Origin of the sequence: Leptotrichia sp. oral taxon 417, from assembly GCF_013394865.1 — a bacterium.
Lineage (GTDB): Bacteria > Fusobacteriota > Fusobacteriia > Fusobacteriales > Leptotrichiaceae > Leptotrichia > Leptotrichia wadei_A.
In genome coordinates, this window is sequence record NZ_JABXYV010000001.1 from 1,204,938 (window position 1) to 1,217,180 (window position 12,243).

Consider the following 12,243-nt stretch of genomic DNA (forward strand, 5'->3'; position numbering starts at 1 on the left):
ATGGGTTATAGTACTTGGAAAATAAAATTAAAACCAAAAAGTTCATTTATAACACCTATTCAGTCGGATACTTTATTTGGATCAATGATCTGGGCCTTGAAAATGATAGAAGGAGAAAAATTTATTGAAAATATTATAGAAGAAACAAAAAATTATAATCCACCTTTTATTTTTTCGAATCCTATAATTAATGGAAATTATCCTATTTTTGGAGAATTGAGTGAAGAATTTTTAAATGAAATAGATAATACTAAATTAAAAAAATTTGATAGAAAAAGAATAGAATTTTATAAAGCTATGAAAAAGAAAAAATATATTAGCAGAAGTGTATTTGAAGAACTTTTAAATGGTAAAAAATTAGAACAAATATATTTGGAGGTTTTAGAAGGAAAAAGGGATTTTTCTACATTAGAAAAAAGAAAAAATCCTCGTAATTCAAGAATTAATGAAAATTTTTTGGAAGAAATGTTAAATGGAACAACAGATGAAAATAAGAAAATAAATAAAGAAAATAAATTTTTTAAGATAGAAGGAAGAATACGAAATCAAATAAACAGACTTGGAATTATTAGTGAAGAAGAAAATGATATAAGATTATTTGAACAAAATGAAATTAGATTTTTTGAAGAAACAGAAATAGAAATTTTTGTAAAAATAAGAGATAATTTTAATATGAAAAAATTTGAACAAGGATTAAAATATATATCTTTTAATGGATATGGAAAAAGTGCGAGTACAGGTAAAGGACAATTTGAAATCATTAAAATGGAACCAGAAAAAGTATTTAGTGAAAGAAAAGCTAAGAATAGTTTTGTAGTTCTTTCTAACTATATTCCAAATAAAAAGGATAATATAGAAGTTATAAATTCTAAACTTCTTACTAAAAAACCTAAAGCATATATGACAGAAAATCCTTTTAAAGATTATTTTATTTGCTATACAGAGGGTTCTTATTTTAAAGGGAATCCTGATTCAGTTAAAGGGAGAGTATTGAAAAATCTGAAAAAAGATGATGAGAAAAGTATTCAGTGTCTTATTCCTTTTATTGTGGGAGTTGATGACTAATGAATGTAGCAAAAAAATACAATGTGAAATTAATTCCATTGACAGATATTTATATTGGAAGTGGAAAAGATATAGAGGCATATGAATATACAGTTAAAGATAAATATATGTATAGAATTGATATGTCAGAAGTTTTTGATAAGATGAATGATTCTGAAAAAGAAAATTTTTATAAAATACTTCAAGAAAATAATTTTTTTAATATAAGAAGTTGGATATATAATAATTATAAGGAAAAATGGGGATATATTTATAAAGAAAAAGTATCTTCTGATTTTGAAAAGTATTATAAAGAGAAGTTAGATGATAAAAGTCAAGAAAATAGTCAGCTAAGTATTTCTGAATTTATCGGATATAATAATAAAAAATATATTCCAGGAAGTTCAATAAAAGGAGCGTTAAGAACAGCTTTTATATACAGTGATTTTTTAGAAAATGAGAAAAAATATGAAATAAAAAGTAGCTATGAAATAAAAAATGGGAAAAGAGTCTATAATCGAAAAGAGATTGATAAAGAAGCTAAGATAATGGAATCAGAGGTTTTATTGGCTGAAAAAGAAGACAGATATGGAAATAAAAAAGGAGAAAAACTAGGCTTAGAGCCTAAAAAAGATCCTTTCAAAACAGTTAAAATTTTTGATACAGAAGAAATTGAGTTGGAAAAATTTTCTGTAAATGTTCTTCAAATAAAAGAAGGAAATTTATTTTGTGAAGTTTTAAATGGAACATACAATGAAATAAAAAAAACTAAAAAAGTGAATTTTGAAAAAGGAATAAACTTTAATATTATTTTAACAGAGTATTCTTTAAAAGATAATTCGATGATGGATTACAAAAAAAATTTAGGGATAAAAAAATTGTTGGATTCTTTAGATGATAAAATGGAAAATATATTAAACTTTGAAATTGAAAAAGAAAGGGAAAAAGACAGCTACAATCTAAGAAGTTTTTATGAATTTTTAAAAAAAATATTTAATAGTTTTAAGAATAAGAATATAAGTTTAGTTAGAATAGGGAAATATACAGGATTTAATGATAAAACTATAAACTTGCTAACAACAAATCCCAGTGAAAATTCAAGAACAATTTTAGATGAAAATAATTATCCTATGGGATGGGTCTTAATAAAAGTAGAAGAGGTAGATATTTAATGAATAGTTTTTTAGTTGCATTATCCCCTGTTAAAAATACTATTATTACAGAAGCTGATTGCAGCATAAAAATACATGAAGCTTTTAATAAAATATTTCCTAAAATGGGTATAAATGATTTTAGAGTATCATCTTTTTTTGGATATTTTTTTGAAAATGTTTTTATAGTTGATAAAGAAAAAAACTATAAAATAATGATAACAATAAAAAAAACAGAATATTTTTCTTCGGTCATTCAAAAATTATTTAGAAAAGCTTTAAATAAAGAAATTATTTTTATTGGTGAAAATGAGTTTAAAATAAAGGGCATAATTTCAAATGATAAAATTTGGACTGGATACTATAATTTAGAAGAAATATTGAAAAAGGATTTTGATGAACTGACAAGTAACTTGAAAATAAAAATTGTGACACCTGTAATTGAGGAAAAAAGTAATAAATTTATATTTGAATTTGATAAAATCTTTTGTGAAATTTTAAAAAACTTTTCTGAATACTGCAACGAGAATTTTAATTGGATAAATAATAGAAAAAATTTTCTTGTTAAAAAAGAGAAATATTATATAAAAGAAATAAAAAGAAATAAAAAAATTAAAAATTCTTATTTAGGAGAGATTGAAATTAAAATAATAGAAGAACAATATAAAAATTTAATTTATGCGATATTTATATTTGCTAAATTTTATGGAATAGGGAAATTTTCTAATTACGGATTTGGACAAATAATTATAAAACTTTGAGTTTTATAATTATTAAATAAAATTTTTTAAATAAATATGAATAAAATTTAAGGAGTTCTACTAGTGAAATACTCAATATTAAAATTCAAAAGAAACGAAAAACACTCAATGAGAGATCTAGAAAAATTAAGAGGCTTTTTGGCAGATAAATATAAAGAAAATGTATTATTTCATAATCATTTATCAGATGGATATAATTATTCATATCCTAAGTTACAGTATAAATTGATTATGAATACACTTTCTGTGATGGGAATTGGTGAAGAGGTTATTGAAATAAATAAAAAACTTTTTGAGGAAGTTGATTATTTAAATATTGATGGAAATTTTATTTTTGATATTCAGAAAGAGCTGGAAATATGCGATGAAGAGATAAAATATACAGGTGATAAAATGTACGAGTATAGATTTGTGACGCCTTATTTGCCATTAAATGAAAAAAATTATGCAAAATACTTGAAAAGAGAATATACATTGGAACAAGCTATTACGAATAATATATTAGAAGTTTTAAAAGGATTGGGAATTTGGCTTGACAGAGAAAATAAAATTTATGTATCTCAAAATTTGGAAATAACATCAAGAGATTTAAAAAATGTAAATATGATAGCATTTATAGGAAGTTTCTCTGTAAATTTGAAATTTCCAGATTATTTCTCAATTGGGAAAAGGAAAAGTATTGGATTTGGAACTTTTATAAAATCATGAAAGGAATATATATGAATAAATTAATTTTGATTTTTTTATTTTTAGGAATTTTAGGATTTTCAAAAGATGAAACTTTAATAAAAGAGAAGAAAATATCTGAGGGAAAAAGAAAATTTTTATTAAAACTTTTAGAACGAACACCGTATAAGACAGAAACTGAAAATCTAGTAGACTATAATTATATTTGCGTTTTTAATAATTAAATAATTTTAAAAAAATAGAGAAATAAAAAAGTTTAGAATATTTATACATTTGTTGCAATTTAAAGATTTAGTGCTTTAAAAATTTGAAGAAGTTTGATAAAATATTAATAGGGAAGTTTTTTATATTTTAAATAATGATAATCAAAAAAAGAAGGTGCTTTCAGATGTTAAATAAGAATAAACGATTAGAGGCGATAACAAAAATAATTGAGGAAAAAGGGACGGTGAGAGTTTCAGAAATAGTTACAAGTTTAAATGTTTCAGATATGACAGTGAGGCGGGATTTTACTGAACTCGAAGAATTAGGGATATTGAAAAGAATACATGGTGGGGCTAAAAGTAAAAATACATTTCAGTATAAGGAGCTGTCGCATGAGGATAAATATGTCTTAAATATAGAAAAAAAGAGAGAAATAGCATTAAAGGCAGTGAAATTAATAGAAGAGGGAGATACAATTTTTTTAGGTCCTGGAACAACAGTTGAATTGTTGGCAAAAGAAATCAGTTTTAAATCACTTAGAGTTTTGACAAATTGTTTACCTATTTTTGAAATATTGTCTGAAAAGAAAAGTGAAACTTTTAATGCTTTTCTTGTTGGAGGAGAATTTAGAAAAATAACGAGGTCATTTGTGGGAGAAATAGCAAATATGACATTAAAAAATATAAATTTTAATAAGACGTTTTTTAGCTGTAATGCAATAAAGGAAAATGATGTTATGACTTCTACATTTGAAGAAAGTTATACACAGGAAATCGTTTTAAATAATTCTGATGAAAAATATTTACTTGTGGATGATTCAAAATTTGAAAAGGTGGATTTTATAAATTTTTATACGTTAGATAAACTAACAGGAATTGTAATAAATAATACGGAAAAAGAGACATTAACTAAAATTGAAAAATATGTAAATTTAATTATTTAACTAAAATTTTAAATAAATATTAATTGTACCAAAGAACTTAAAAGTTCGGAGGTACTTTTTTTTTGTCAAATTTTAAATTTAAATTGTCAAGTTAAGTTAAAAATTTTTCTTCGTTTAAATATAAATTAAATTTTTGTTTACTACAACTAAAATTATATAAATAGCATAAAAAATTATATATTAAAAATTTTGTTTACTAAACAAACAAACAATTTTATGTTTGAAATACAAACAAAAAGTATTGATTTTTGTTTTTTTTGAGGTATACTCTTAATAGAAAAAGTAAAAAGAATATTAAAATAAAGGAGATGACCGTGATGAAAGTAATATTAGGTGCTGATACGGACGGCAAAAGTTTAAAAGATTATATCAAAAATTATCTTTTGGAAAATGGGTATGATGTAATTGATAAATCTGAAGATAAAGATTTTGTAGATACAACTTGTGCAGTAGCAAAAGAAGTTTTATCAGATGATGATAATTTAGGAATTGTGTTTGATGCATATGGTGCAGGAAGTTTTATGGTTGCTACAAAAATAAAAGGAATGATAGCAGCAGAAGTTTCTGATGAAAGATCAGCATATATGACTAGAAGACATAACAACTCTAGAATTATTACAATAGGTTCTGAAATTGTTGGAAAAGGACTTGCTAAAAATATCGTAAAAGATTTTTTAAATGCTCCTTATGACGGTGGAAGACATCAAATTAGAGTAGATATGTTAAATAAAATGTGTTAGTTTATTTAGTTTAAAAATTAAAAAAATGATGAAGGATGGGAAAAAATATGAAAATTGCAATTGGATGTGATCACATAGTAACCGATGTGAAAATGGCATTATCGGATTTTTTGAAATCAAAAGGTTATGAAGTTTTAGATTGTGGAACTTATGATTTTACAAGAACACATTATCCAATTTATGGTAGAAGAGTTGGAGAAGCTGTAGTAAATGGAAAAGCTGACTTAGGTGTTTGTATTTGTGGAACAGGAGTTGGAATTAATAATAGTGTAAATAAAGTTCCAGGAATCCGTTCAGCTCTAGTAAGAGATATGACTTCAGCACTTTATGCAAAAGAACATTTGAATGCAAATGTAATTGGATTTGGTGGTGCAATAACAGGAAAATTATTATTATTTGATATTGTAGAAGCTTTTATAAAAGCAGAATATAAAAAGACAGAAGAAAGTGAAAAATTAATTGCAAAAATTAAAGCAATAGAAACTGTAAATCCTAATCAAGAAAAAGATGACTTTTTTGATGAATTTTTAGCAAAATGGGACAGAGGAGAATACAAAGACTAGAAAAATTTAATTTTTAAATTTTTTGATTATATAATGAAATTTAAAATCGAACTTAAAATTTAACCTGTTTATATTCTTTTCTTTCTTAAGTTCGATTTTAAAGAAAGGAGTTAGTTAAAATGATTTTAACAGTAACAATGAATCCCTCTGTTGACATTTCATATCCTTTGGAAGAATTTAATTTAGATACTGTAAATAGAGTGACTAAAGTTAGCAAAACCCCTGGTGGAAAAGGCTTAAATGTTACAAGAGTATTAAAACAATTAAATGACAAAGTTGTTGCAACTGGACTTATAGGTGGAGCTTTAGGAACTGATATTAAAGAAAAATTATTACAAACAGGAATTAAAAATGATTTTTTTGAAATTTCAGGGGAAACTAGAAACTGTATTGCAATTTTGCATGAAGGGAATCAAACTGAAATTTTAGAAAAAGGGCCAACTATAACAAAATCTGAAAGTGAAAATTTTTTAAAGCACTTCGAAGAATTAGTAAAAAACGAAAATACTAAAATTATCGCTATTTCAGGAAGTTTACCAGATGGATTGGAAACTGATTATTATTCAAAAATGATTGGAATCTGTGAAAAATATGGGAAACCAGTTGTTTTAGACTGTTCAGGAAAAGCATTAGTAGAAGTTTTGGAAAATGAGCACAAACCAAAAGTGATAAAACCTAATACAGAAGAATTGTCACAATTAATTGGAAAAGATGTGTCTAAAAATCCAGATGAATTGAAAGAAGTTTTAAAAGATAAATTATTTGAAAATATTGAGTGGATAATTGTTTCACTTGGAGCAGATGGAGCATTTGCAAAACACAATGATAAATTTTATAAAGTGAATGTTCCTAAAATAGAAGTCGTAAATCCTGTAGGTTCAGGAGATTCAACAGTTGCAGGAATAACATCAGCAATTCATGAAAATGCAAATGATGAAGATTTATTAAGAAAAGCAAACGTTCTTGGAATGCTAAATGCAATGGAAAAATTAACAGGATTTGTAAATTTAGAAAGATATGAAGAATTGTTTGGAAAAATTGAAGTAGTTAATTTGTAAGAAAGATTTATTAAAGAAGTTTATATAGTGTAAGAATAAAATTTGAAATTTATATCTAGATTTTTAATAATAGCTAAATACAGTATATTAAAAATCATTTCCAACTTTCAGAATAGGTGGATATGCTTGGATTTTTTCATAATCAAGCTAATAGTTTTAAAATTGATTTTGAATGCTGTAAAATAAATTAAATTTTATTATGACTATATTTTATTTTATATAATTTAAATAAAGTTAAGTACAAAATAAATCAGAAATTGATAAAGATAATAATGTTTTTAGGAGGAAATAAGGATGAAATTAACAGATCAAAAAAGAAAATATTTAGAAAATTTAAGTGATGAAAATGGATTTATATCAGCTTTAGCAATTGACCAAAGAGGAGCTTTGAAAAAAATGTTGAATAAACACCAAGCTTCAGAAGCAACAGCTGAACAAATAAAAGAATTTAAAGTATTAGTTTCAAAACATTTAACAAAATACTCTTCTTCAATCTTGTTAGATCCTGAATATGGATTGGATGCAGCAAAAGCTAGAGATAAAAATGCAGGATTGTTATTAGCTTATGAAAAAACTGGATATGATGCAAATGCAGTTGGAAGATTGCCAGATTGCCTTGTTGACTGGTCTGCAAAAAGATTAAAAGAAGAAGGAGCAGATGCTGTAAAATTCTTATTATACTATGACGTAGATGAAAGTGATGAAATCAACAATCAAAAAAGAGCATACATGGAAAGAGTTGGAGCTGAATGCGTAGCTGAAGATATTCCATTCTTCTTAGAAATTTTAAGCTATAACTACAAAGATGCTGACAACAGCACAGCAGAATTTGCAAAATTGAAACCAAGAAAAGTTATCGAAGCAATGAAAGAATTCTCTAAACCAAGATATAATGTAGATGTATTGAAAGTAGAAGTTCCTGTAAATATGAAATATGTTGAAGGATTTGCTGATGGAGAAGTTGTTTATACTAAAGAAGAAGCAGCAAGCTATTTCAAACAACAAGATGAAGCAACAAACTTGCCATACATTTATTTAAGTGCTGGAGTTAGTGCAAAATTATTCCAAGATACATTGAAATTCGCTCATGATTCAGGAGCTAAATTTAATGGAGTATTATGTGGAAGAGCAACTTGGGCAAACGGAGTAGAAGTATTTGCAAAAGACGGAGAAGAAGCTACAGTAAACTGGTTAAATACAGTTGGAAGAAAAAATATTGAAGAATTAAATGAAGTAGTTGCAAAAACTGCTACATCTTGGAAAGAAAAATAAAATAATATAAATTATATGTAATAAAAAAATTAAACAGTAGTATTAGCAAGGGGAGTCTACCCCTTGTTACAAATAAAAACAATTGTATTTTGCAAATACGTATAAATAACCAAATAATAATTGAAAAGGAGAAAATCACTATGACTAAAGAAGATGTAACAATGGTTGGATTTGAAATAGTAGCTTACGCAGGAGATGCAAGATCTAAATTAATGATTGCATTAAATAAAGCTCAAAATGGAGAATTTGAAGAAGCAGAAAACTTAGTAAAAGAAGCTGAAGAATGCTTAGTTGGTGCACATAATGCACAAACAGATATTTTAGGTAAAGAAGCAGCTGGAGAAAATTTGGAAATAAGTTTCATTATGGTTCATGGACAAGACCATTTAATGACAACAATATTACTGAAAGAATTAATGAAACATTTAATAGAATTATATAAAAGAGGAGCAAAGTAATGGAAAAACTGATTGAATTTATAGAAAAAGGGAAGCCTTTTTTTGAAAAATTATCTCGGAATATATATTTAAGAGCAATTCGTGATGGTTTTATAGCTGGTATGCCAGTTATATTGTTTTCTAGTATTTTTATCTTAATTGCTTATGTTCCAAATGCTTTTGGATTTTTTTGGCCAAAAAGTATAGAAGCTTTATTAATGAAACCATATAGTTATTCTATGGGTATCTTAGCATTTTTAGTAGCTGGAACAACAGCTAAATCGTTAACAGATTCTGTGAACCGTTCTATGCCAGCAACTAATCAAGTTAACTATATTTCTACGCTTTTAGCTTCAATGGTTGGTTTGTTGTTATTAGCAGCAGATCCAACTAAAACTGGAGTTGCAACTGGATTCTTGGGGACTAAAGGACTTTTAACTGCATTTTTAGCATCATTTGTAACTGTAACAATTTATAAAATTTGTATAAAAAATGAAGTAACTATTAAAATGCCTTCAGAAGTTCCGCCTAATATTTCACAAGTTTTTAAAGATGTAATACCATTTACTTTATCAGTTGTATCGCTTTATATTCTTGATATTCTTGTACGACATTTTATTGGTACAGGAGTTGCAGAAGCAGTAGGTAAACTTTTTGGACCTTTATTCTCAGCAGCCGATGGATATGTAGGAATTACTATTATTTTTGGAGCTTTTGCGTTCTTCTGGTTTGTTGGAATTCATGGACCTTCAATTGTAGAACCAGCTATTGCAGTTGTTACTTATGCTAATATAGATGCAAACTTAAATCTTATGAGAGCTGGACAACATGCGGATAAAATCTTAACTTCAGGAACACAAATGTTTATAGTTACAATGGGAGGAACTGGAGCAACTTTAATAGTGCCATTTATGTTTATGTGGATTTGTAAATCTAAGAGAAATAAAGCTATTGGACGTGCTTCTGTAGTACCTACATTCTTTGGTGTAAATGAACCACTTTTATTTGGTGCTCCAATTGTATTAAATCCAGTATTCTTTATACCATTTATCTTTGCACCAATAGTAAATGTTTGGATTTTTAAAATATTTATAGATGTGTTTGGAATGAACAGCTTTACTGCTAACCTTCCATGGACAACTCCAGGACCGTTGGGAATAATCTTGGGGACAAATCTTCAAGTATTATCATTTATTTTAGCAGCACTTTTAATAGTTGTGGACTTTATTATTTATTATCCATTCATAAAAGTATACGATAAGCAAATTCTTGAAGAAGAACGTCTAGGAACTACAAATAACGAATTAAAAGATAAAGTAGCTGCTAACTTTAATACTGAAAAAGCAGATAATATTCTTAAAAAAGCTGGTGTTGAAAAAACTGAAGCTGTTAAAAATAATATAACAAAAGAAACAAATGTACTTGTATTGTGTGCCGGTGGAGGAACAAGTGGACTTCTAGCTAACGCTTTAAATAAAGCAGCAAAAGAATTTAATGTTCCTGTTAAAGCTGCAGCAGGTGGATATGGTGCACATCGTGAAATACTTCCTGAATTTGATTTAGTTATTCTTGCACCACAAGTTGCATCAAATTTTGAAGATATGAAAGCAGAAACTGATAAATTAGGAATTAAATTAGCTAAAACTGAAGGAGCTCAGTATATTAAATTGACTCGTGATGGTAAAGGTGCATTAGATTTTGTACAAAAACAATTTCAAGATTAATTAATGTATTTTAATACTAAGTAATAGTAGTAGTTTTATATAATTATGGAGGTTTAATTATGTCAAAAAGATTACCAGAAGATTTTATTTTTGGTGGAGCAACAGCAGCATATCAAGCTGAAGGTGCAACAAAAACAGATGGTAAAGGTCGTGTGGCTTGGGATACTTTTTTGGAAGAAAATTATTGGTATACAGCTGAGCCAGCAAGTGATTTTTACAATCAATATCCAGTAGATTTGAAACTTTGTGAAGAATTTGGAATAAATGGAATAAGAATTTCAATTGCATGGTCTAGAATCTTTCCAAATGGATATGGAGAAGTAAATCCTAAAGGAGTAGAATTTTACCATAAATTATTTGCTGAATGTAAAAAAAGAAAAGTTGAACCTTTTATAACGCTTCATCATTTTGATACACCAGAAGTTTTACATTCAAATGGAGACTTTTTAAATCGTGAAAATATAGAACATTTTTTGAATTATGCTAAATTTTGTTTTGAAGAATTTACTGAAGTAAATTACTGGACAACATTTAATGAAATAGGACCTATTGGAGAAGGACAATATCTTGTTGGGAAATTCCCTCCAGGAATAAAATATGATTTTGAAAAATTATTTCAATCACATCACAATATGGTTTTAGCACATGCAAAAGCAGTTAATTTATTTAAGAAAAATGGCTATCACGGAGAAATAGGAATGGTTTGTGCTTTGCCAACAAAATATCCTTATGATCCAAATAATCCTGGAGATGTTAGAGCCGCTGAATTGGATGACATCATTCATAATAAATTTATTTTAGATGCTACTTTTAAAGGTGAATATTCAAAAGAAACAATGGAAGGTGTAAATCATATTTTAAAAGTTAATGGTGGAAAATTAGATTTAAGAGAAGAAGATTTTGAAGAATTGAAAGCAGCAAAAGACTTAAATGATTTCCTTGGAATAAATTATTATATGAGTGATTGGATGACTGAATATGATGGTGAAAATGAAATTATTCATAATGCCACTGGAAATAAAGGAAGCTCTAAATATCAATTAAAAGGTATAGGACAAAGAAGAGCTAACGAAAGTATTCCTAGAACTGACTGGGATTGGATAATTTATCCAAAAGGTCTTTATGATCAAATTTTTAGAGTTAAAAGAGATTATCCAAACTATAAAAAAATCTATATTACTGAAAATGGTTTAGGATATAAAGATGTTTTTGAAGATAATACAGTTTATGATGATGCTAGAATTGACTATATAAAACAACATCTAGAAGTAATTTCAGACGCCATAAGAGATGGAGCTAACGTAAAAGGATATTTCTTATGGTCATTAATGGATGTATTTTCTTGGTCAAATGGATATGAAAAGAGATATGGACTATTCTATGTTGACTTTGAAACACAAAAACGTTATCCTAAAAAAAGTGCATATTGGTATAAAAAAGTGGCAAAAACAAAAGAAATTGAATAATAAAATTTGGGGATAGTTTGGGTTATCCCCATTTGCAGTAAAAATTTTTGATTGAATAAATGATTTTTTGCTTTTTTTATTATACAATATATTCATTATAAGTTTATTTCTATTATAATTTTTAAAAAGTTCTTACTTTTGGTGTATTTTTATTCAAAAAATCTTGATAAAATAAAAAAATAAAATATTATAA

At 26.5% G+C, this 12,243-nt stretch carries 13 protein-coding genes; all 13 read left to right on the forward strand.

What is annotated here, in order from left to right:
- The 13 genes from HW276_RS05685 (at position 1) to lacG (ending at position 12,050) form a co-directional block, all read left to right on the forward strand.
- Entirely contained in the window at positions 1 to 1,065 is a 1,065-nt protein-coding gene (locus HW276_RS05685; protein WP_147003556.1) for a hypothetical protein, read from the forward strand.
- Positions 1,065 to 2,216: a type III-A CRISPR-associated RAMP protein Csm5 gene (csm5, locus tag HW276_RS05690; RefSeq protein WP_178937744.1), complete on the forward strand. Its 1,152-nt coding sequence runs from the start codon at positions 1,065 to 1,067 to the stop codon at positions 2,214 to 2,216. Before HW276_RS05685 ends, csm5 begins: the two co-directional genes overlap by 1 nt.
- A complete protein-coding gene (locus HW276_RS05695) occupies positions 2,216 to 2,956 on the forward strand; it encodes a hypothetical protein (RefSeq protein WP_178937745.1) in 741 nt (246 codons plus the stop codon). Before csm5 ends, HW276_RS05695 begins: the two co-directional genes overlap by 1 nt.
- Positions 2,957 to 3,019: 63 nt before the next feature.
- Positions 3,020 to 3,664, forward strand: a complete 645-nt coding sequence (locus HW276_RS11970) for a CRISPR-associated endonuclease Cas6 (protein ID WP_147003559.1) — start codon at positions 3,020 to 3,022, stop codon at positions 3,662 to 3,664.
- Entirely contained in the window at positions 3,661 to 3,867 is a 207-nt protein-coding gene (locus HW276_RS05705; RefSeq protein ID WP_178937746.1) for a hypothetical protein, read from the forward strand. Before HW276_RS11970 ends, HW276_RS05705 begins: the two co-directional genes overlap by 4 nt.
- A 164-nt stretch (positions 3,868 to 4,031) precedes the next feature.
- Positions 4,032 to 4,790 (forward strand): DeoR/GlpR family DNA-binding transcription regulator, encoded by a 759-nt coding sequence (locus HW276_RS05710; protein ID WP_147003561.1) that lies wholly within the window; start codon positions 4,032 to 4,034, stop codon positions 4,788 to 4,790.
- 317 nt (positions 4,791 to 5,107) lie between these two features.
- Positions 5,108 to 5,530, forward strand: a complete 423-nt coding sequence (gene lacA / locus HW276_RS05715) for a galactose-6-phosphate isomerase subunit LacA (protein ID WP_178937747.1) — start codon at positions 5,108 to 5,110, stop codon at positions 5,528 to 5,530.
- A gap of 47 nt (positions 5,531 to 5,577) precedes the next feature.
- A complete protein-coding gene (lacB, locus tag HW276_RS05720; protein ID WP_178937748.1) occupies positions 5,578 to 6,093 on the forward strand; it encodes a galactose-6-phosphate isomerase subunit LacB in 516 nt (171 codons plus the stop codon).
- A 119-nt stretch (positions 6,094 to 6,212) separates the two neighbouring features.
- Positions 6,213 to 7,151: a tagatose-6-phosphate kinase gene (locus HW276_RS05725; protein ID WP_178937749.1), complete on the forward strand. Its 939-nt coding sequence runs from the start codon at positions 6,213 to 6,215 to the stop codon at positions 7,149 to 7,151.
- A gap of 294 nt (positions 7,152 to 7,445) precedes the next feature.
- Positions 7,446 to 8,423: a tagatose-bisphosphate aldolase gene (gene lacD, locus HW276_RS05730; protein ID WP_147003565.1), complete on the forward strand. Its 978-nt coding sequence runs from the start codon at positions 7,446 to 7,448 to the stop codon at positions 8,421 to 8,423.
- 140 nt (positions 8,424 to 8,563) lie between these two features.
- Positions 8,564 to 8,881 carry a PTS lactose/cellobiose transporter subunit IIA gene (locus HW276_RS05735; protein ID WP_146964330.1) on the forward strand — a complete coding sequence of 106 codons (318 nt, stop codon included), beginning with the start codon at positions 8,564 to 8,566 and terminating at the stop codon, positions 8,879 to 8,881.
- Positions 8,881 to 10,584 (forward strand): lactose-specific PTS transporter subunit EIIC, encoded by a 1,704-nt coding sequence (locus tag HW276_RS05740; RefSeq protein ID WP_178937750.1) that lies wholly within the window; start codon positions 8,881 to 8,883, stop codon positions 10,582 to 10,584. Before HW276_RS05735 ends, HW276_RS05740 begins: the two co-directional genes overlap by 1 nt.
- A 59-nt stretch (positions 10,585 to 10,643) precedes the next feature.
- Positions 10,644 to 12,050, forward strand: coding sequence for a 6-phospho-beta-galactosidase (gene lacG / locus HW276_RS05745; RefSeq protein WP_147003567.1), 1,407 nt, complete (start codon positions 10,644 to 10,646; stop codon positions 12,048 to 12,050).
- The last annotated feature ends 193 nt before the right edge of the window (positions 12,051 to 12,243 follow it).